Raw genomic sequence first — 21905 nt, forward strand, 5'->3', positions numbered from 1 at the left:
GGAAACTTTCGGTCAAAATTCACAGTCATCCCAAAACGCAGGGCAATCGACCCTACCTCAATGGGAGTAAGCATGGCGGCGATTCATATCGGCATTTCCGGCTGGCGCTACACGCCCTGGCGGGGCGATTTCTACCCCGAAGGCTTGACCCAGAAACGCGAGTTGCAGTTTGCGTCACGCGCCGTCAACGGCATCGAAATCAACGGTTCGTTCTATGCGCTGCAAACGCCCAAGCGCTACGCCGAATGGTATGCCGACACGCCTGAAGGCTTCCTGTTCAGCGTCAAGGCCCCACGCTATATCACGCACATCCTGCGCCTGCGGGATGTGCACAAGCCCATGGCGAATTTCTTCGCCTCTGGGATACTGGAGTTGAAAGAAAAGCTTGGGCCGATCCTTTGGCAGTTCCCGCCCAGCTTCAAGTTCGACCCGCCCCTGTTCGAAGCATTCCTCGCCGAACTGCCCACCGACACCCAGCAGGCGGCCGCCCTCGCCCATCAGCATGAGCCGCGCCTGAATGGCAAGGCGAGCATGAAAGCCTACGGCAAGCGGCCCATGCGCCATGCCGTGGAAATTCGTCACGCAAGTTTTGCGGTGCCTGAGTTCGTGCAGCTGTTGGATAAGTACGGCGTGGCCCTGGTGGTGGCGGACACCGCCGGCAAGTGGCCGTATGCCGAAGACGTTACTGCCAACTTCATGTACCTGCGTTTGCACGGCGACAAACAGTTGTACGCCAGCGGCTATACCGACGAAGCCCTCAAGCGCTGGGGCGACCGCATCGAGCGCTGGCGTCACGGCAAACAGCCCACGGATGCGCACCTGATCGACCCGAAACACAAGCCACGCGCCCGCAAACAGCGCGACGTATTCTGCTTTTTCGACAACGACATCAAGGTGCGCGCACCGTACGATGCCCGCCAATTGCTGCAGCGCTTCGGGCTGGATAAACAGCTGCTGACCGAGCCCGGACGACTGCCCGAGCCGGGGGTTCTGGCATGACCCAGCCTGAGTTGATCCCCACCACGCCCACCACTGCCATCACGCGCTTTACCGTGCTGACGGTCAATATTCACAAGGGCTTCACCGCCTTGAATCGACGCTTCATCCTGCCCGAACTGCGCGAAGCGGTGCGCAGCGTCGGCGCCGACATGGTGTTCCTCCAGGAAATCCACGGCACCCACGAGCGCCATCCCCAGCGCTACAGCGACTGGCCGAAGATGCCGCAGTACGAGTTCCTCGCCGACAGCATCTGGCCGCAGTTCGCCTACGGGCGCAACGCGGTCTACCCCCACGGCGACCACGGCAACGCGTTGCTGTCGAAATTCCAGATCGTCCGTCACGACAACCTCGACATCTCCCAAAGCGGCCATGAAAACCGTGGCCTGCTGCATTGCGTCCTGCGCCTGCCGGGCACCGGGCAGCAGGTGCATGCGATCTGCATCCACCTGGGCTTGCGTGAGGTGCATCGCCAGCAGCAATTGCGCTTGCTGGAGCAGCGCATCAGCGAGATTCCGGCTGACGCGCCGCTGGTGGTCGCCGGCGATTTCAACGACTGGCGCCAGCGCGCCGACCTCAGCCAAAGCGGCCTCAAGGAGGTCTTCGCCGAAACCCTGGGCAAACCGGCGCGCACGTTTCCGGCGCGCCTGCCGCTGTTGCCGCTGGACCGCATTTACGTGCGCAATCTGACTGTGCATAACCCCCGCGTGCTGACCACGCGTCCCTGGTCGCACCTCTCGGACCATGTGCCGCTGTCGGTGGAGATTGAGCTATGAGCGTTGCTGTAGAACATATCGCCACCGATCAACCGCCGGATGACGCCAAGGCGCGTGACCTCGATTACGGCTGGCAGAGTGGCAATCAAATCGAACTGCTGGAGAATGGCGAGGCCTACTTCCCCAAGGTGTTCGAGGCCATGCGCGCGGCACAGCGCGAGATTCTGCTGGAGACGTTTATCCTCTTCGAAGACAAGGTCGGCTTTGAGCTCAAAGACATCTTGATCGAGGCGGCGCAGCGCGGGGTAAAGGTGGTTGCCAGCCTTGATGGCTTTGGTTGCGGCGAATTGAGTGTTTCGTTTTTGCGCGAGCTGGCCGAGGCCGGGGTGGCGGTGCAGATGTTCGATCCGGCCTCGAAAACGCTGGGCATTCGCACCAACTGGTTTCGCCGCCTGCACCGCAAAATCGTGGTGGTGGATGCCGCTGTGGCCTTCATCGGCGGCATCAACTTTTCCGCCGACCACCTGGGCGACTTCGGCCCTGAAGCCAAGCAGGATTATGCGGTGCAAATCGTCGGCCCGGCGGTAGCCGACCTGCACCACTTCGCCCTGGCGCAAAGTGGTCGTCAGGTGCGCACCCGACGTGGCTGGCGCCGGCGCCCGCAACGCCCTGCGCCGTGGGCCACGTCTGAGGAAGACGGCCTGGTCCGCTTGATTTATCGCGACAACGTGCAGCATCGCGATGACATCGAAGAAGCCTATATCCACGCCTTGAGCAAAGCCCGTACACGCGCCGTGATCGCCAATGCGTATTTCTTCCCCGGCTACCGCCTGCTGCGCGAAATTCGCAACGCCGCGCGCCGTGGCGTACACGTCCAACTGATCATGCAGGGCCAGCCGGATGTGCTGCTCGCCAAGCTGGCGGCGCGCATGCTCTATGACTACCTGCTCAAGGATGGCGTGGTGATTCATGAATACTGCCAGCGCCCGCTGCACGGCAAGGTCGCCCTGGTGGACGATGACTGGAGCACCGTGGGCTCAAGCAACCTGGACCCGTTGAGCCTGGCACTGAACCTGGAAGCCAATGTGCTGATTCGGGATCGGGCCTTCAATCAGCAGTTGTACGAGAGCCTGGAAGCACTCGCCAGAAACCACTGCCAGACCATGCCGGAGAAACGTAAACCCCGCCTGTGGTTGTGGCGCCTGACCGTGGGTTTCCTGGTGTTTCATGTGATGCGCCACTTCCCGGTCCTGACCGGCTGGCTGCCGGCGCACAAGCCGCGTTTAAAACCCATCGAGAGTCCGGCCCATGACGTCTGAAAAAAAAGGCTCACGGTTCCAGCGCTGGAAGAAACCCCTGACCATTGCGTTCTTCCTGCTGCTGATCGTGCTGTTCACCCTGCTTGCCCGGCGCATCGACTGGAGCGAAGTGCTGCAGACCCTGAGCGAATTCAAAGTGCGCACCTTGCTGATCGCCAGCGCGCTGACAGTGTGCAGCTTTATCGTCTACGCCTGCTTCGACCTGATCGGCCGCACCTACATTCGCCAGCCGTTGCGCTGGAAGCAGATCCTGCCGGTGGGGATCATCAGCTACGCGTTCAACCTCAACCTGAGTGCATGGGTGGGCGGCATCGCGATGCGTTATCGCCTGTACTCGCGCCTGGGGGTAAGCACCAGCAATATCGCCAAGATCCTGGGACTGAGCCTGGCGACCAACTGGTTCGGCTATATGGCGATCTCGGGGGTGATTTTCAGCAGCGGCCTGGTCACCATGCCGCCGGGCTGGAAGGTCAGCACCACGGCATTGCAAGGCATCGGCGCACTGCTGGTGCTGGCCAGCCTGGGCTACCTGGCCGCCTGCCGGTTTTCGAAAAAACGCGCGTGGACGATTCGCGGCATGGAAATCAACCTGCCGTCGCTGCGCATGGCGTGTTTGCAATTGATGTTGGGCGCGCTGAACTGGGCGCTGATGGCGGCGGTGATTTTCACACTGCTGCCGTCGAAACTGGATTATCCGCTGGTGCTTGGAGTGCTGCTGATCAGCGCGATTGCCGGGGTGCTTACGCATATTCCGGCGGGGCTTGGCGTGCTCGAAGCGGTATTCATTGGGCTGTTGCAGCATGAGGCGTCACGCGGGAGTTTGCTGGCCGGGTTGATTGCTTATCGGGCGATCTATTTTATTTGCCCGCTGCTGATCGCACTGGTGATGTATTTGGGTGTGGAAGCGAAGGCCAAGGCGTTGCGGGTCAAGAAGACGGCCTGATACGACGTTGAAACAGACAGACTGATCGTCCCCACGCTCCGCGTGGGCATGCAGCCCGGGACGCTCTGCGTCACCCGTGCGCATTAGCTTGGCTGGACGCGGAGCGTCCCGGGCGGCATTCCCACGCAGAGCATGGGAACGATCTACGTCACTGGCTTATTGCGACTGAATGATGCTCAACCGTTCGCCCACTACCATCTCGGTGATCCAGTCCACCAGGATCGAGGTGTAGGCCTGTTGTGACACCGGGTCGCTCAATGAATGGTCGGCGCCGTCGATGATGCGGTGGGTCAGGGAATGGGTTTGCTGGCACGCAGCGCGGTAACTCATGATGGTGGCGTGGGGCACGTGGTCGTCGGTTTCCGATTCGACGATCAGTACATCGCCGGTAAATTGCGCGCAGGCGTGCAAGGCGCGATTGGTTTCGGCACGCACCAGGGTGCTGCGGTAGTCCATCAGGTCAGCTTTATCCAGGTCACGCTTGGGCTTGAGCCATTCCTGGTCGCGGTACAGCGCCGGCACACGCAACGCCAGCCAGCGCACCGGGCGCAATGAGGTGAGGATGGCGGCCAGGTAGCCGCCGTAGCTGGTGCCCACCACCGCCACCGCCGAAGTATCGATCGCCGGGTGGGACAGCAGGCGGTCATAGGCGGCCAGCAGGTCGCGCAGGTTATCTTCACGGGTCACGCGGGACAGCGGGATCCCGGTGCCGGCGTGGCCGCGAAGGTCGAAGGTCAGACACACGCAACCGAGCCCCGCGATGCCTTTGGCCCGTTCCAGGTCGCGCTCCTGGCTCCCGCCCCAGCCATGCACGAACAAAACGCCCGGCACTTTGGATTTGGGGCTCAGGAAGGTCCCACTCATCTGTTCGTCGTCTATATCGATCGCAATGCTCTCGCTTCTAGCCGTCATAAGCCTCAACCGTCACGTATTTGAGTAAAAAATCGCTGTTTTCAGCCGGGCCTCGGTACACCTCGATGGCATCCGCCGGCAGCGCCTGGTCCACGTAGGTTTCCACCGAGGCCACACGGATCGCCGTAAGGCTCGGGTTGTTGATAAAGCTCTGCAGCGCCGCGACTTCCGCGCTGCTAGCCCCGCCCATGCGCCAGGATTGCTCGAGCACGCCACTGCGGCGCTGGCCGTCGCTGTCCAGGCCCTGGGCGATGTCGTAGTTGCGCCGCGAGGCATAGAAGCCTGGGTAGGCTTCGTCGGCAGCTCTGTCGAAGACCTGCGCTTGCCTGACGGCTTCACGCACATCGTCGGGCAGGTCCAGCGTGAGTAAATCATCATAGCCACCGGGCACCACCAGCAGTTGGGAGCCGCCATAAACGTCCTCGCCCTGCCCGTCCCGGGTCAGGTATTGCTCGCCGCAGTAGCTCAGCACCTGATCGCCAATAAAGCTCTGGCCTACACTGTGAGTGACCACGTCGTGCAGGTCTTGTTCCAGCACCACGCCGTCATCGAATATCCCGGCAGCCTCAGGACGCGCCAACAGGGCGTCGAATTCGTCGAGGCTGCGGATGACTTGCTGGCCGCGCCCAGCGCAGGCGTTCACCGGTTTCAAGCGAATCGGCCCGCTGTAGAGCAAGCGCGTGGCGGCGGGCCGTGCATCCTCCATAGCGAAGACACTCAAGCCATCGAGCACCACGTCGCGCACCCGCTCACTGAACAACGGTGACCAGCCCTCCGGCGCCTTGGCTTCAGGGCTCAACAGTCCATGACTGATGGCTTTGGTGCAGATGAACCCGTGATCGACATAACCGCCCCACAGGTCTTGCGGGCCTTTGATATTGAGTGCGCGGGCCTGGGCCGCCCCCACCAGAGTTTGTGTGGGAAGCAGGTACAGGTCGCGGCCGGCATGCTTCTGTGGATCGTAGCTGCCGCCGAACTTGAGCCCCAGTATCTGCGCCAACCAGCGCGCCAGGGCGCGATTGGTGTCGACTTCATGCTGGGGTGCGCCAGCGCGTGTCGAGTGAGCGACTACCCATTTTTCCGGTGAAATTGGGGTCATGCATCCCCCTTGGCATTCGGCCATGTGTGTAGGGGAAGCGTAGCAGGGATCAGGCCAATATCTGGCTGAGGAGGATCGTTTTAAAATCAATCACTTGGGGCAAACGCAATAGCAGTTAGCCTGCGTCATTCTGCACGACGCTGCTGCGGGTACGCGGCGTTCTGCACGATTCACATGAATCGCACCCGATATCCGGCGACGGCGCCAGCTAAGATACTGGGCCTATCAACCCATCACGAGGCAATCCACATGGCCAAGCAAGCACTCATCCTGATCGATATCCAGAACGACTACTTCCCCCAAGGCAAGTGGCCGCTTGATGGTGTGGAGGCCGCCGCAGACAACGCTGCGCGAGTGCTGCAGGCCTTTCGTCAGGCCGGGGATACCGTGATTCACGTTCGTCACGAGTTCGAAGGCGATGACGCGCCGTTCTTCACGCCGGGCTCAGAAGGTGCTCATCTGCATGCCAAAGTGCTGAACCAGGGCAATGAGCCGGTGGTGCTCAAGCATTTTGTGAATGCTTTTCGCCAGACCAACCTGCGCGAGTTGCTGGAACAGCGCAGCATCACCGACGTAGTTATGGTCGGCAGCATGAGCCATATGTGCATCGATGCGGTGGTGCGGGCAGCAGCGGACTTGGGCTACAAGGTCACGGTGATCCACGATGCGTGCGCGACCCGCGACCAGGAATTCAATGGGCAGGTGATTCCCGCCGCCCAGGTGCATGGCGCATACATGGCGTCGCTGGCCTTCGGGTATGCGGGCGTGGTGTCGACAAATGACTATCTGAAGGCCCAAGCGGCGGTGGCTTGACCGCCGCTGAGTAACCTTAGCGCGTGGCGATGATGAACAGGCGCGGGAATGGCAGCAACACGGTGCCGTCGCTCAGGGCTGGGTAAGCCTGGCTAATCTGCGCCTGGTACTCCTGCAGGAACGCGGCTTGTTCGCCATCGTTCAGGGGGGCCAGGAAGGGTCGCAGCGCTGAAGCCTTGAACCACTCCACCACGGCCGCGTGGTCTGCCAGCGGGTGTTGGTAGGTGGTGCGCCATACATCGACGGTAGTGCAGTACCGACTCAGCAGCTCGTAGTAATAGCTCGCCGAATGCCGCTGGTTATGCTTGACCGCGCCGATCTTTGCAGCCCATGGCCCCTGCGTCGCGACTTCGCGGGCGAGCCGGTGGGCAGGCTCGTCGAGGTTGTCCGGCGTCTGTACCGCCAGCGTGCCGCCGGGGGTCAGTTGATGCACCAAGTGCGGGTAGAGCGTAGCGTGGTCAGGCAGCCACTGCAGGGACGCGTTGGCGAGAATCACGTCGAACTGCTGCGCCGGACTCCAGGCGCCGATATCCGCCAATTCGAAGCTGAGCGTCGGCAAGCGTTTGCGCGCGTCGATCAACATGTCGTCGGAGCTGTCCATGCCGGTGATGTGCGCATGGGGAAAGCGCTCGGCCAGCACCTGGGTAGAATTGCCAGGGCCACAGCCCAAATCGACGGCTGTGCCCACGTCGGTATTGGGAATCGCCGCCACCAGGTCGCGGACGGGGCGCGTGCGTTGCTGCTCGAACATCGTGTATTGCTTGGCGGACCAGGTCATCACAGTTCTCCTTCGTTGGCGGTTAAGCATGCCCCATAAAAAACCCCCGATGCCAGGGGCTATCGGGGGTTTTGGGGGTTCTGGGTCTCAGACCTTAAAATGGTAGTTCACATAAGAACCGCTTAAAAAAATAAGATTTCTCTATAGCCCTTACACCACGAGGGGCACAGCGAAATTGGTAAGCGCAGAATTCTGCAAAACGTAAAGAACGACACGACATCCTCGGTCGAACGGTGCCACTTACGCTTATCTGACAAATCGCTGTAAAGATCACGCTTTACGTTTTTTCCCGCAGATGGCTGGTCAATTCAGAAATCAACCATGATTTCGACTTTGTGTAATGGTGAGTTTTCGCGTAACGGACGGTACGTCACGCAAAAAAATCAGTGTTATCTCAGCAGTGTTCATCACCCTTTCCGCCACTACCAAAGTCGACCTAACATAACTGTCCGCTAGGAGTCAGAAACGGCCCCGCTCGCAAATTAGCCAGCTTCCTGATCCTTTTCGATAGGCAAATCTCTCCGTCCTACTGCGGTAGATCGGGTATTGCACATCTATGCCATGGTGACTTTTAATTGGGACTCAGAGGCGTAATGCCTGATAAGAGCTAGCCTGTGTATCACGATCTCGGAGTTAGTATATGTCTAGCACGCAGGAAGACCTGGAATATAACGAGCAAACACGCCCAATCACCTTTTTTGAAATCTGGGGCCCCTGGCGAGAGTCAGTTATCGAACAACATCGTTTTTATGTCGACCAAGGCAAAAATAAGTTGCTTGCTCAATTCAATAACATGGAGCAGGAGGCGGAAGAGGCAGCAGAGCACTGGATGGAGAAACAATCTCAGCATTTTGATCCCGACCGAGACGATCCCGGAAGCGTCGCAGAAGATGCATACCATGAAGGGGTCGAGTATTACCGGTTGCTGAGTGAACTGAGAGACCAAACCAGACTAAGCATTGTCGCTGGAATGTATCACGCCTGGGATAAAGAATTGCGTCGGTGGCTTTTGAAGGAAATTGAGCACTGGCATAGAGGTCCTAACGTCACAGATATGTTGTGGAAGGCTACATTCGAGGAAATTGTCGAGCTATTAGACATCTCGAAACTTGCCAAGCGTAGCGCAGGCTACCTTCAAAAGCTAAGCGCGTGTCGATACGTAGTGAATGTGTATAAACATGGTGAAGGCCTTTCTTTGAAAAAACTAAAAGCCAGCCACCCAGAATATTTGCGAATACAGTCTACATTTGGAAACACTCCCGATATGAGGTGGATAGACCACACCCACCTATTGGTTACTGATAAGCAGCTTGAAGAATTCTCCTGCGCTATTGTGGAGTTTTGGCGAATGATCCCAGCGAGGGTTCGCAGCGAAACTCTTAACGTGCCAGCATGGTTTGAAAAAGCTATGGAAAAAGACCGAAAAATGAGTTCGCCCTAAATTCGTGGGTAGATTCAAGCCGCAGCGTCTGACTGAAAGTGCCGGTCGTGGATAGCGACAATCAGCAAAACACGGCCCTCCGACAGTCGTCATATCAATCCGACAACAATCAAAGGAAGACTCTGATAATGGGAGCCTGGCTTAGGGTTTAGATTGGGTCCCACGTGAACGATCATGGCTTGCTGTGAATCCCTAAACACTCAGTGAAATTCGTCGTAAATATGGCATATCGAGTTCTCGGGCTTGCTCTACTAGGGTGCCTAAGCTGCGTGTAGTCGTGGACGGAACAGTGGCATTCTGCTAGCGTCGGACAACCCCGCACGGACGATTGTTAAACCGGGGGAGTAAAAAGACAATCGGCACCTTGGATACCTAGGTGCCACTGCTCCAACATGGCAGGCGAGCATAGTGATCTCTGACATCGATCTACAAGAAATTGCCCCGAGGGGACGCACGTCGTCTGCATCCGCGACGCATGTTGTAAGTGGTATCCCACTACCTAAGCCCCTTCGAGTTAGAAGCTTCAGCCCAGATGAATGGGAGGAGTTCGTAGAGGAGTGGGCGAGTAGCCTGGAAAGTGAATACGCGAAAGTCCGCCGTTTTGGTGGCTCGGGAGACTTGGGCGTGGACATCGCAGGGATCTGCTCTCAGGATGGGTTCAAAGGGCCTTGGGATAACTACCAATGCAAACGCTACGATCACCCACTTCGGCCTAGCGATATCTGGGTAGAGATTGGCAAAATCATCTATTACTCGTTTAAAGGGAAATATATCCCGCCTCGCAAACACTATTTTGTGGGATCTCAAGATATTGGCACTACCCTTGAGCAACTCTTGAACGACCCTGCTGAACTGCAATTCAAGACGGAAGACAACTGGGAAAAATATTGTAAGACAGGGATAACATCCACGATGGAAACTCGTCTATCGGGAGAACTGTTTGATTACTTCCATAAATTCGATTTCACCATATTTTCGTCAAAATCCATTGTAGAGCTTATCAACGATCATAGTTATACCCATTACCATGCCGTAAGATTTGGCGGAGGGCTACCTTTTAGGCCCGACTCGCTGAAACCACCAGCAATACCCTCTGGCACTGAGAGCCGTTACATCAGGCAAATACTAGACGCATATGCACATCATCTAAGCACCAAAATATGTAACGAGGCCGACCTTGAGCCCTTTAGTGCGTTGAAAAGAGATTATCTTCGGCAAAGAGAACGATTTTATCACGCGGAGTCTCTGAGAAATTTCTCAAGAGACACAGTTCCCGAAGGTACATTTTCGGCATTGCAAGATGAGATATTCTATGGGGTTGTTGATGTCTGTGAGGATAATCATGCGGATGGCTTTGCACGAATGAAGGCAACTATCACTCACTCATCAAGTATTGCTGCTTCAGCAAATCCCTTAGCATCAGCATTCAAAACCCAAGATCGTCAGGGGATTTGTCACCAACTGGCAAATGATGATCGACTTACGTGGGTGCCCGAAAATGAGTGAAGTAAAGGTGAGAAGCCCCTTCAATGGTCCTCTGGAGACCGGCGTAAGATCTCTTGCGATTTTAACCACAGCCTTTCCAATGGCGATGGACTTACAGCGCCTAGTAGAAATGGACTACTTAGTAGTGCATTCCGAAGATGCTAGCGGCCCCAGTAGCCTTCATACACCGCTGCCTTTAAGAGGGGGGGAACTCCTCGTCCGGAGAGGTTTGATAGAGTCAGGGCTGAAGCTTATGGTCAGGCGTGGTTTATTAAGCCGGATAGCGTCATATGACGGCTTTAGTTACATAGCAACGGACGCCGCAGGACCATTCATATCGTCTCTGATAACAAGCTACTCAATTAAGCTCATTGATAGAGCTAAATGGGCATATGAGGTATATGGAAATACTCCTACAGATGAAGTCCGATTGGTAACTCACCGTATCTTTAAATGGACCAGTGAGTTCCAGACTTTTGATCAGAGGGGCTCTGAGTGATGAGTGAGTTCACCTTTCAATTAAGATGTGTCCAGTTTTCCGGACCTAATGCCCAAAGCCAAGTGGATTTTTTCGAAGGCGTTAACGTCGTCTGCGGCTCGTCAGATACTGGAAAATCCTATTTGGCCGAAGCGATTGATTACATGCTGGGAGGGGCCGAACTTAGAACCTTTGATGAGGTGAAAGAATATGATCGGATCAGCCTATCTATAGAATCGGGGTCTGGCGACCGATGGAGTCTGCAACGGGCGCTAAGTGGAGGAGGTTTCAAACTTGTCGAGAATGATCAAGACCAATCGATTGTATTAAAATCTAATCATTCTCATGGAACCACAGACAACCTCTCTGGATTTCTGCTAGAAAAGCTTGGGCTACTCAATAAAAAAATCTTGAAAAGTGGTGCAAAATCGACACTGCAAAGTTTGAGCTTTCGAAACATTGCTCGACTAGTAATAGTTCAGGAAGAGGAAATTGTCTCCAAGGGCTCCCCATTCTGGGGCGGCCAATTCACCACGAAAACATCAGAATTAGCGACGGTCAAACTACTTTTAACTGGAGTAGATGACTCAGCTATCAATACTCCAACAGTAAAATCAATCGACAACTCAGGTAAAATCGCCTTACTAAATGATTTGATAGTCGAAATTACTGCGGATCTCGGCACTGTTGACCGTGTAGACCTTGTGAGTCAAATGGAGAAAATAGGTGCCTCCATAGAAGTGCAGAGGCAATCCATTGTTCTTAATGAAAAGCTTCTCGCTGAGCTTCTGAAAAACCGCCAACACAACATACTCCAGCGACGGGAAAGATCTGAGCGAACAGACGAAATTGTTGATCTTCTTACAAGATTTGACCTTCTACGCGACCATTACGATGTGGACCTTGAACGACTGGAAGCTATAGTAGAAAGCGGATCACTGCTGGTTTACGTAGATAAGATTGATTGCTCCATGTGCGGTGCCGCACCATGTAATCAACACTTCGAGGATGAAGAAGAGTCTGACGTAGCTTCGGTTGTACAAGCAGCCTCCGCCGAAATGATTAAAATTGGAAAGCTAAAATCAGATCTCGTTCGAACTATTGAAGAACTTCAGTTAGAGCATGAGAAACTTATAAGAAATCAACTGAATAGCCAGAAAGAATATGAAGAGATTGAAAGATCATTGAGGGATGCGCTTTCGCCAGCAACAGGCGAAACAAAGGCTAGCTTTGAAAGCTTGGTCGAACTTCGTCAAGATGTATCAAAAAAAATTAGCAGCTTTGAGCGGATCGATCAGCTTAGCCAGCGAAAATCATTACTTGAAAAAGAAGGAACCTCAACTAGTGGCAACACAGCTTCAATAGTCCGTATTCCAGAGATCATCGGTAACTCTTTATCGATGAAAATCTCATCAATTCTCACTGAGTGGAATTTCCCAGGAGAATGTATAGTCAGCTTTGATAAAGGCTCAAGCGACTTCATCATCGACGGGAAACCTCGGGGTAGCCGCGGTAAGGGCTTACGGTCCATTACCCATGCCGCGGTCAGTCTTGGGCTACTGGAATATGCGCAGGAAAACTCTTTGCCCCACCCTGGTTTTCTAGTGCTTGACTCTCCACTTTTAGCATACTTCAAGCCAGAAGGTGATGATGACTTGCTTCTAAAGGGAAGTGATCTTAAAGAAAAATTCTACGAATATCTGATTACACACCATAGCCGCGACAGCCAAATCATAATTATTGAGAACCAGCACCCCCCTATGGATGCTCTCCAAGGAGTGCACCTAACTGTGTTTACTAATAATCCAAGCGAGGGACGAGCGGGATTGCTTTGATATTTTTACGAATTACGCGAGAATCATTCAAGGCATGTTAGTTACTACGATTTTGCGATATTAGGATCACTAGCAAAATTAATCGTATCGCTCTGAAATGTGATAAACATGATAAATAATATTAGAAGGGCTTAAACCATGCCATGGAAGCTATCCAACAATACTCTTGAGCAGCAGCTAGAGAAGCTTTTTCATAAAGATGAAATAGATTTCGGGAAGCCTGGATTTTACGACGAGCCCAACTTTTTAAAAAATGAGGAACAAGATCCAAGATACTTGGAAAACTATGCACGTTATGTCGAAGCTCGCGCCTACGATACAAATTATTTGGCAGAAGCGAAGCGAAAAATTGAAATTGCCGTCCAAGTACTATTTGCAGCGGTAAAAAAAGATGGGCGTCTAGGCGCATGTGTTGATGTTTCTGGAATGCTCGGACGGATGCTTGATCGCCTCGGTATCTGGAACTATGTTGCGACGACAACGTTGACCATTGACTTCCCGGCCAGCGCTGAACGCTCCACTCAACATTTCTGGACCTTTGATGTAGGTTCTTTCACTGCGGCTCATGCGATCGTTGTGGCTCCACCGTTCTACGTGGTAGATGTTACCGCTGCGCTCCAGGCGTATGAGCGACCAGTCCTCAATTTTCTTCCGAATTTCATTGTTTCCGAAACTTTCACTTCGACTAGTTGGAAACCTGAAGACCTTATGAATCATCAAATGTTGCGTTCTATACCAACACAGTTTGGGAACTTTAATAACTTTCTCAAACGGACCAACCCTCAGATGTTGTCGGTAATGAATGCACTACCGGCTAGGCAGGTTTCACACGGCGAGACAACCCTCAGGTACGTCATTGTCGCCGTAGGCGGAACCATCGAACCTCTAGAAGGAGTCGTGGGCTACAAACCCTGCGGACGTACAGCCCTCACTATTTTCGACCACGATATATTGCCGCTGGTTGAATGCTCCTAATTTAACAAATAGTGATTTCTCGACAATTAACCAGAGAGCCCATAACTCTGCTTGAAGCAGAAGCCGTCACTGCTTTTGTGAGCATGAATTTATACCTATTCCACGCGTTCCTGGCCGCCTTCATCCTCCAATATCGGGCCTTCATCAAGGTCTGTTTCGGCTGATAGCGGTCTGCGGCTCACTTCAGCTTAGGCCCTTTTCCTGAAATGCAAAGGTGAGCACCTGATGAGCCAGCCTGCGAGAAGCAAATATTCAGCTACTGAAACCTCACGGTAAACGCCTATTGTGACATTTTGACGGAAAATTCATTATGGCCGCCCTGGGCGCCTTATTTTACGGGGCCTGCGTACGGAATCGGGAAAACTCGACCTACACTTGTTTACAAGTAGTATAAATAGCGCTGTGTGACATTTAAGGTGCCCATCATGACCGACAGCCATATCGCGGATCTCCTCAAACACGAAGGACCGATGCTGAGCAGTGACCTATCGAAACTGCTAGAGCAGCGGTATGGCTTGAATCCGACGGCAGCCAGAAAACGCGTTGAACGCGGCGGTGATGGGATTAACAAACTGAGTCAAATCGTTTTTCCTCACCGGGCTCGCTTTGTGTATCTAGAACAAAGTTATGGCTCCCCGTACTTTTTCCACAACCTGATGGAAGCTCTGAAGAAAACGCGGAGCGCGTATTACTTGGCTTTGAGGGCGCTAGAACTGCGCGACAACGTGATGCCTCGGGCGCATTTCCTCATTGCGTGCGGCGCTCCCATCGCGCAGAAAAGACACATCTCTGCCGAAAGCCTGCTGGAACGATTGATTAAAGCTGGGCTGGTGAAGGAAGTTGATCTTCCAGTTGGACAGATTTCCATTATGCGATGCGATAGGGAGCAGCTGTCGGACATTCCATCCATGTGGGGGAAAATGAAAGGCCGCCTAATCGCAGAGAAGGTCACGCTCCTGGCTGTCAAGGACTGGGCGAGAAACCTTGGGATGGTGAGCTATGATTCTGTCGAGACTAGGGAGGATGAGGATCGCGAATCGTTACCTAAGGTCGGCACTTTCAATTGGGACCTGGCAGGTCCCTCCTACCTACATCCAATGCGGACTTACACCAGCACAGCCTTGAAACCTGGCTTTTTCGTTTGCGATATAGCGCTAAACGGATGGATCTCACCTGACGATATCGGCGCGTTCCTGCACAAATGCGTCACCCTCCGCAGCTTACCGAAAGTCGGCAGATGCCTTCAGGTGTTCGTGGCTGAGGCCTATCAAACCGAGGCATTTGCGCAGCTAAAAAGTGAAGGCGTAATCCCGGCGACCACTGAAAGCCTATTTGGCCACGACGTAGCTCTTGCGTTGAAAAACTTATGCAATGTGCTGAACGACACAGCCAAGCTCATAGAAAGCCCAGCTGCACTAGATAAAGTCTTCAACGACCTATCCCGCATAGAGGGGGCGTCCTACTCCTTACGTGGGAGCCTTTTCGAATTTGCAGTGGCACAGATCGCTAGGTCTACGTTCGCCGGCTACGATCAAGAGATGAATCGCATCGTGAAGGACGTTATGGGGAAACAGGCCGAAATCGACGTTCTTGCGGTACGCAAAAATCATGAGGTCATCTTCATTGAGTGCAAGGGTATCCATCCGGCGAGCACCCTTGACGACAGAGAGGTGATCAAATGGCTGGATAAGCGAATCCCTGTCCTAAGGGGAGCTGCGAAAATTCATTCGGACTGGGCAACTCTGACCCAGCGCTATGAGCTGTGGACTAGTGGCAGGTTTTCAGAGGAAGCAGTAGCCCTCGTGAGCGCTAGACAGGAAGAGAGCAGCAAGCTGGTGATTCAGATCCGCGACGCTGAATACGTTCTCGCCGAAGCAAAGGCTAGTAAGGAGGCCGGTCTGCTGAAGACATATGAACAACATTTCGTTAGACATCCTATGCAGGAATTCGAGGCCGAGAAGAGACGACAACAGCGCAGGGAGGATCGAGCAGCTAAGCACCGCTTGGCAACCCCTGCCACTCCGCCGCCACTTCCTGCATTGCCTACATCGGCCGAGGCCGCAATGTGCGTTTCTGTGAATCCCGAACGCTAAGGAAGACTCAGCACTTTGCCGTCCGACTTCCGGCCGATATGAAATAGCAAATGTTAGCTTCCGAAGGAGGCTTGGCACCAAATGGCCTTTCAGTAACACGGGTACTCATGGGGTATGCGCTCTAAAAGCAGGTGTTCATAACCGCAGGCCCAGATCTTTATTACCAGTTTTAAAGGAAGGTGACATTATGGAAGTTGAACAAGCCTTAAAAAACTCGCATCAGTTTCTGGACAGCGCTTTTCGTGATGCGCGTCTGGCCGTGTCGATCTCCCATAACGAGGCCCAGCGAATTATTTTTCTTTTGATAGAACGTCAACAGAACATGCCAGCTGATCTCCGCTTAATGCCATGCTTTGCCCAATTCATTTTCGCAACCGAGGCGCTTTACAACGCTTACGAAAGTTATGAATTGACTGAAATGGGAGACTGGATTGGTTGGGCATTTTCTGAAGACTTGGTGGAAAGTCATACCAAGGAACTACACATTGGCAGAATAGTCGATTTTTATTCATCCCCAACACTCATAAGCTGGCCTGGATTCATGCCCACAATGGTAAAATTTTTTGGGGCATTTTACTTTTACGCCCGAGAGCGGACAGCGATGAATGATATTGCGCGAGATCTTTGGATCAGCGCAACTTTAAGCTTTAAGAAAACAATGAATACGCCCGCTCAGCATATTCATCTTTCTGAGGTTTTTCTTGGATTAAATCTAGCGTGTTGGGCCGCAAAAGAGGCCCCCGAATTGGCTAAGGTATTCGTACCTCAACTTGAGTCTATCTCTGAAAATGAATCACTTCCTAACCAATTTCGCGCTCTGCTTTACTCTGGTTTGTCTACATCAGCTGGCTTTTATTCAAGCAAAGCTTCATCTAAATGGGCGCAAAAAGCGCTTGCTGAATGTGCCGACTCCCTAGCTGACGCACATAAGGTACAACTGCTATCGACAGTCTACGCAGGCACTGAAGATGGAGATCCTACCACGCTGCTCAGTCAGATAGACTTGGTACAACGGCACTTGAAATCGCAGCTGGAAGAGATCGCATTTTTCCGAGATGCTGCCATACGAAGCGGTGCAATACAGCCTTTTATCGTCAAAACTATTGACGCCCCCGATACTGAACTAACACTTCAGGGCCTACGGCTCTGGTATCAATTACCGTCAGATGAATTCAGTCTCAATGCAAAACACCTGTATATTTCCATACCATTTGGAGAGCACGGCTACTCGTCAGTGGTGGGTTCTGAAAAAACATTCATATATCGGGATTCTCAGGCGCTTCTCGAAGGTCTAGTACATGCGAGCAACAAATTTCTTGGTGTGGCAAAGTCAATCGCTTACGCTGATAATTCAGGATTAAGAATTCCGGAGCGTATTGGGATACCCATGTATGGCGACTCCACAGATTACGAATCCGCAATGAAAAAAGGTTATTGCCCAAGTCGTTACTTGTTCAATTCGGAGCCGTTGTATCAGTTAATTTTAGACAATGAGTGCAATCCGGTGCAGGCGATCCAGCTTAAAGAATGGGGGAAAACATGGCCGATTGCCTCATCCTTTTCTATCCCAAAACCCGATAGAAAACCGAAGAACGTATTGATATGGTGCGGTGGCGGAAGCCTTACAGAAGAACTTGAAGCTGAGGCGATCAAAAAAATCTTTGAAAGAGCTGAAGCCATAGTTGAAGTAGTTTGCTTTGAAGAGTCAGCGCAACGAGATTTTACCACTGTCTATGGAGACGATCTTTATGACGTGATATGGGTCGCATCCCACGGTACCTACGATCACTGGTCTCCTAAAAAGGTAACTATGCACGTTGCAGAAGGCAGGTCCGTTTCTTTGGCGGATCTTTGGAATAAGGCACCCATTGGGGAAGAGCGCCGCCTGCTGTTTTTAAACATTTGCGACGGAGCGCGTTTTGAAGAAAGAGGATACCTCCCTAAAATCGGACTGGCACCAGGTTTAGCCTGCGCCGATCAAGCGACAATCTCTCATCTATGGCCTGTACAAGGTTACCCAGCTGCCGCATTCGGAGCATACCTCGCATACCACATAGCAGAGGGCACGTCATTTTTTGAGGCGTATAAGCTTGCAGTGCTCTCAGTCCGAAAAACAACATGCGCGATAGCTGAGGACTTAACATCCAAGATAGGTGACGGATTCGAACTCATCCAACAGCTTAGTCGTAAAGAGGACGATTACTCATCGATTGAGTTCTACGGATCGGCGGCCTTTTATCAATAAGTTCCAGAGGCTCATCTCTGGCATCTGCTAACAAACTGGGTGAGTAAAAGAATGTCATCAACTCCTTGTCTCAGGATGGCTTTCTCGAAACATTAGAATTTCATCGATGACAGACACAAACTGTACGTTAGTGCATGACGGTCCTGAGGTTCAGGGTAATTGCGCTCGCTTAAAATACGCGGACACAATCGTCCTTATGGGCCGGCTCGAAAAGAGTGTTCACCGGCCCTTACCCTCCTCATGGCCTAGAGGCCGCTTATTTAGCTTCATAGCCATCCAGGCAGCCTCCGCATCTGTCTTAACGTAATGCCCTTCGACGTCACTCCCCGTAACGGAACATCGTATGGATACGTTGTTCGCGGTGCCCAAGAGGGATCGCTTCGTCGCGAACCTTTGCTACGGTGACCATATCTGCTCTTAGGAAGGCTCCAGGCAACCGCCATCCAGCTTGGATCTCACTCTCACGCTGCATGACTCGATATCACAAGTCACGACGCGCAGTGTGAACGCAGGGGCCAGTGACCACGTCACCGTACAGCCGTTAGGGGCACCCGGCATCACTTTGATATTACGACGGCTCGTACCTCAGCTAAGCTGCTTTAAACAGAAATTAAAGCTAGCGGAGGCGAAGTGAAGATTAGGAAAATTGTCATTCGAAATTTTCGAGGCATCAAGCTCCTCGATTGGAATGTACCTGATGAACGAATAGTTTGTTTGATCGGGAAAGGAGACTCTGCAAAGACAACAATACTTGAAGGCATACGTTGCATTTTTCATCCTCAATGGAACCTATCCTTTAACGACTCAGACTTTCACCTGTGCAACGTTAACGATCCAATAGACATCACCGTGGTTTTCGGAGAGATACCGAATGAGTTTTTGTCCATACAAAAATATGGAGGACTTTTGCAAGGCTGGGACGCAGCGAAATCCAAGCTGAATGATGAGCCTGAAGACAACGACGAGATTGTACTGAGCGCTAATCTAACCGTAGGGCGGGATTTGGAGCCAAAGTGGAAAATAAAAGCTGACCGTAACATTGACGGAGTCGATTTCCGGGCGACAGACCGGGCGAAGCTCAACGTAGGGATCATAGGCTCATATAGCGAGAAACACCTCACCTGGGGGGCAGGTAGCGCTCTGGCCAGAATTACTGAGTCAGACAACCTTGCGGAATCCCTAGTCGACGCCAGCCGTGCTGCACGCGGATCATTAGATGGTGAACGAGCAAACGCCTTGGTCAAGTTTGACGCCGCCGCCACCAAATCTGAAGCCGTGGCTAGAGGGCTGGGCGTACCTATCCATCAAAACTATCAAGCGCATCTGGATACGGCTTCTATCAACATCCGAGTAGGTGGCCTAAGCCTACATGACGGTGAGATGCCATTGAGGCAATTAGGGTTAGGCTCTAGACGAATGCTAATGTGCGGCATTCAGAAAGAAAACCTTCAGAAGAATCACGTTACCCTTTTTGACGAGCTTGAAATAGGTCTTGAGCCACACCGGATCGCTCGGTTAGTTAAATACATCAAAGATGACAAAACCGGACAGTACTTTATAACCACGCACTCACCATCAGTATTAAGAGAACTTAGCACTTCAGATCTCCACATCGTTCATCGTCTGGTAGATATGGTGACAGTCGTGAACACAAACTCCCTAGAACTATCCGAGCTAAATGTCCAGGGACATATCAGATCGAGTGCTGAAGCATTTCTGTCTAAGAAGATTGTAGTTTGCGAGGGGGCCACTGAGGTCGGGTTCCTACGAGGGCTGGACGACTATTGGCTCGGCCAAGACTTGGACGCTTTCTCATACTTGGGCACGGCGGTTCTTGACGCCAAGGGAGCTAGCAAGGTCAAAGGCCTAGCAATGGCGTTTAAAAAATTGGGATATCAGGTCTGCGTTATCGCTGATGGCGATGCGCCAAAGGACTTTTCGGACAAAGACAGCCATGACTTAGAAGTAAATGGCGTATCAGTAATGGTGTGGTCAGAGCAGCTAGCCTTGGAGCAAAGAGCAATGTTCGACTTGCCATGGAAATACGTTAAGGCAAGCTTAAAACTTGCCGAAGAATCAGGCAATCCTGTTCGTGATAACGTGCGATCTAAACTTGCTATTGCCCAGCCCCAGGATCTGATGGAATGGCAAGACTCACCGGAGTTGCGTCAAGCTATAGGTGACGCGGCCAAAAGCTCCGCATGGTTCAAGTCCATCACTGGTGGCGAGGCCTGGGTAGAAGTGATTGCTGACGCTTTTTCCGATGCTAAATTCGTGCTAAGCGATCTTGGCAAAAAACTGTTACAGGTTCGCGCGTGGGCTGATCATGACTGAAAATCTGCACACGATACTGGCCGAGACTCAAAAGAAAGGGTATGTCATAGCACCTGCGGGTTATGGTAAGACCCACCTAATAGCCATGGCAGTGGGTGCCGCTACCCATCGGCAGTTGGTCCTAACACATACCTATGCTGGAGTAAGCTCCCTCAAAAAGAAGATGCAGCAGTTGGCGGTTCCGTCATCGCTCTACCAAGTAGATACCATCGCAAGCTGGGCTCTGCGCATGTGCCTTAGTTTCCCCGCTACGTCCAAGTGGTCCGTTGAGTACCCCGACGACGAAGATTGGGACAAACTTTACTTAGCATGTGCACCTTTATTGGACAGGCCGTTCATTAAAAAATTATTGGGAAGCTCTTACTCAGGCTTATATGTCGATGAGTACCAAGACTGTTCGGTACAGCAGCATATGCTCGTCGAAGGGATCGCTAGAGTTTTACCTTGCAGGATATTGGGCGACCCACTACAAGCGATTTTTGATTTTGCCAATCAGCCTGTTGAATGGGAAAAACATATATATCCCCAATATCAAAAGCTGGGGGAGCTGAGTATACCTTGGCGCTGGCAACTGGCGAAAGCACCGGAACTAGGTCAATGGCTAGACAACATCGGGACTAGGCTTCGCACGAACGAACAGTTTTCAATTCAGGCGCCGTTACCAAGGGGTATCACCCGCATTTCAGTGGACCTAAATGACTTCGCAGATCGTAAGAGGCTTAATTTCCTGTATAAGTTTTTGAACGATGAAGACTCTGTGATTGCAATATACTCCGGAGATCAAAAGTCCAAGAATAAAGCACACAAGCTTGCGCAGGCTTTAGCCGGAAAATTCTCTAGCATCGAGGAGGTGGAAGGAAAAGACTTATTTAGATTCATCAAAAAGATCGAAGCGGCAAAAACACTAAGCAAAAAAATGATCCTGGCAATTGAATTCACTAAAAAGTGTATGACAGGGGTAGAAGGAGTATTGACTACTGGGACTAAACGAGGTGAAGTTGCAAAGGCTACTCAAGCCACCAAGCACCCCCAAATTCTCAGAGTTGCGAATAAATTTCTCTCCTCAGCGACAAGTGCTCATCTTCTAGCCTTCCTGCAAGCTATCCAAAAAGTAAAAGAAACGTCGACGTACCGCCGAGACCTTCTTAACAGATTGATTAAAGTCCTACAGAGCAACGTCGACAATCCAGAAAAAACACTTATGGAAAGTGCCAATAATTTCCAGCGTGATTTTCGCCATACTGGCAGACCTGTCCGATATAAGAAGCTCATAGGCACAACTCTACTTGTGAAAGGCTTGGAGTACCAACATGCAATCATTTTAGAGGCGGACACCATGACCCCAAAAGATCTTTATGTTGCACTCACACGCGGGGCAAAGACGCTCACAATCGTCAGTTTGAGAACAGTGCTCCCGAGCTGAATTTGCTCAGGCTAAATGGC

The 21905-nt window shown here is 52.4% G+C and carries 17 protein-coding genes; 14 read left to right on the plus strand and 3 right to left on the minus strand.

Annotated features, from left to right (window positions below):
* The first annotated feature begins 72 nt into the window (after positions 1-72).
* Genes C4J90_RS23535 through C4J90_RS23550 form a run of 4 tightly spaced genes read left to right on the plus strand, consistent with a single transcriptional unit; the run spans position 73 to position 3974 of the window.
* Complete coding sequence (locus C4J90_RS23535) at positions 73-999, plus strand: DUF72 domain-containing protein (protein WP_124368522.1); 927 nt, start codon at positions 73-75, stop codon at positions 997-999.
* Positions 996-1772, plus strand: coding sequence for an endonuclease/exonuclease/phosphatase family protein (locus C4J90_RS23540; RefSeq protein WP_124420938.1), 777 nt, complete (start codon positions 996-998; stop codon positions 1770-1772). The genes C4J90_RS23535 and C4J90_RS23540 overlap by 4 nt, the downstream gene beginning before the upstream one ends.
* Positions 1769-3031, plus strand: a complete 1263-nt coding sequence (clsB, locus tag C4J90_RS23545; protein ID WP_124420939.1) for a cardiolipin synthase ClsB — start codon at positions 1769-1771, stop codon at positions 3029-3031. The genes C4J90_RS23540 and clsB overlap by 4 nt, the downstream gene beginning before the upstream one ends.
* Positions 3021-3974: a lysylphosphatidylglycerol synthase domain-containing protein gene (locus C4J90_RS23550; protein ID WP_124364606.1), complete on the plus strand. Its 954-nt coding sequence runs from the start codon at positions 3021-3023 to the stop codon at positions 3972-3974. The genes clsB and C4J90_RS23550 overlap by 11 nt, the downstream gene beginning before the upstream one ends.
* Before the next feature lie 156 nt (positions 3975-4130).
* Here C4J90_RS23550 and C4J90_RS23555 read toward each other — a convergent pair whose 3' ends face one another.
* Together C4J90_RS23555 and C4J90_RS23560 are read right to left on the minus strand one after the other, a co-directional pair.
* Positions 4131-4886, minus strand: coding sequence for a S9 family peptidase (locus tag C4J90_RS23555; RefSeq protein WP_124364607.1), 756 nt, complete (start codon positions 4884-4886; stop codon positions 4131-4133).
* Positions 4876-5985 carry a DUF3182 family protein gene (locus C4J90_RS23560; protein ID WP_124364608.1) on the minus strand — a complete coding sequence of 370 codons (1110 nt, stop codon included), beginning with the start codon at positions 5983-5985 and terminating at the stop codon, positions 4876-4878. The genes C4J90_RS23555 and C4J90_RS23560 overlap by 11 nt, the downstream gene beginning before the upstream one ends.
* 249 nt (positions 5986-6234) lie before the next feature.
* Between C4J90_RS23560 and C4J90_RS23565 the strand changes: the two genes are divergently transcribed.
* Positions 6235-6798, plus strand: a complete 564-nt coding sequence (locus C4J90_RS23565) for a cysteine hydrolase family protein (protein ID WP_124420940.1) — start codon at positions 6235-6237, stop codon at positions 6796-6798.
* Between the two features lie 16 nt (positions 6799-6814).
* Here C4J90_RS23565 and tam read toward each other — a convergent pair whose 3' ends face one another.
* Complete coding sequence (gene tam / locus C4J90_RS23570; RefSeq protein ID WP_124420941.1) at positions 6815-7576, minus strand: trans-aconitate 2-methyltransferase; 762 nt, start codon at positions 7574-7576, stop codon at positions 6815-6817.
* 640 nt (positions 7577-8216) lie between these two features.
* On the opposite strand from tam, the gene C4J90_RS23575 reads away from it, so the two are divergent.
* The 9 genes from C4J90_RS23575 to C4J90_RS23620 all read left to right on the plus strand — a co-directional run bounded on the left by C4J90_RS23575 (position 8217) and on the right by C4J90_RS23620 (position 21885).
* Positions 8217-9017, plus strand: a complete 801-nt coding sequence (locus C4J90_RS23575; RefSeq protein ID WP_124420942.1) for a hypothetical protein — start codon at positions 8217-8219, stop codon at positions 9015-9017.
* A 408-nt stretch (positions 9018-9425) separates the two neighbouring features.
* Entirely contained in the window at positions 9426-10523 is a 1098-nt protein-coding gene (locus C4J90_RS23580; protein ID WP_124420943.1) for an ABC-three component system protein, read from the plus strand.
* Complete coding sequence (locus C4J90_RS27525; RefSeq protein ID WP_124420944.1) at positions 10516-11001, plus strand: ABC-three component system middle component 2; 486 nt, start codon at positions 10516-10518, stop codon at positions 10999-11001. The genes C4J90_RS23580 and C4J90_RS27525 overlap by 8 nt, the downstream gene beginning before the upstream one ends.
* The gene (locus C4J90_RS23590) at positions 11001-12815 is read left to right on the plus strand and encodes a hypothetical protein (RefSeq protein WP_218567458.1); all 1815 of its coding nucleotides are present in this window, start codon (positions 11001-11003) and stop codon (positions 12813-12815) included. The genes C4J90_RS27525 and C4J90_RS23590 overlap by 1 nt, the downstream gene beginning before the upstream one ends.
* A gap of 138 nt (positions 12816-12953) precedes the next feature.
* Positions 12954-13790 carry a hypothetical protein gene (locus C4J90_RS23595; RefSeq protein WP_124420946.1) on the plus strand — a complete coding sequence of 279 codons (837 nt, stop codon included), beginning with the start codon at positions 12954-12956 and terminating at the stop codon, positions 13788-13790.
* Positions 13791-14215: 425 nt separating this feature from the next.
* A complete protein-coding gene (locus C4J90_RS23600) occupies positions 14216-15883 on the plus strand; it encodes a hypothetical protein (RefSeq protein WP_124420947.1) in 1668 nt (555 codons plus the stop codon).
* Positions 15884-16070: 187 nt separating this feature from the next.
* Positions 16071-18128, plus strand: a complete 2058-nt coding sequence (locus tag C4J90_RS23610) for a CHAT domain-containing protein (protein ID WP_256658891.1) — start codon at positions 16071-16073, stop codon at positions 18126-18128.
* A gap of 630 nt (positions 18129-18758) precedes the next feature.
* Entirely contained in the window at positions 18759-20462 is a 1704-nt protein-coding gene (locus tag C4J90_RS23615) for an ATP-dependent endonuclease (RefSeq protein WP_124420948.1), read from the plus strand.
* Positions 20455-21885, plus strand: coding sequence for a UvrD-helicase domain-containing protein (locus tag C4J90_RS23620; protein WP_124420949.1), 1431 nt, complete (start codon positions 20455-20457; stop codon positions 21883-21885). The genes C4J90_RS23615 and C4J90_RS23620 overlap by 8 nt, the downstream gene beginning before the upstream one ends.
* The last annotated feature ends 20 nt before the right edge of the window (positions 21886-21905 follow it).

It is taken from the genome of Pseudomonas sp. R2-60-08W, from assembly GCF_003852335.1.
In the GTDB taxonomy this organism is placed as follows: domain Bacteria; phylum Pseudomonadota; class Gammaproteobacteria; order Pseudomonadales; family Pseudomonadaceae; genus Aquipseudomonas.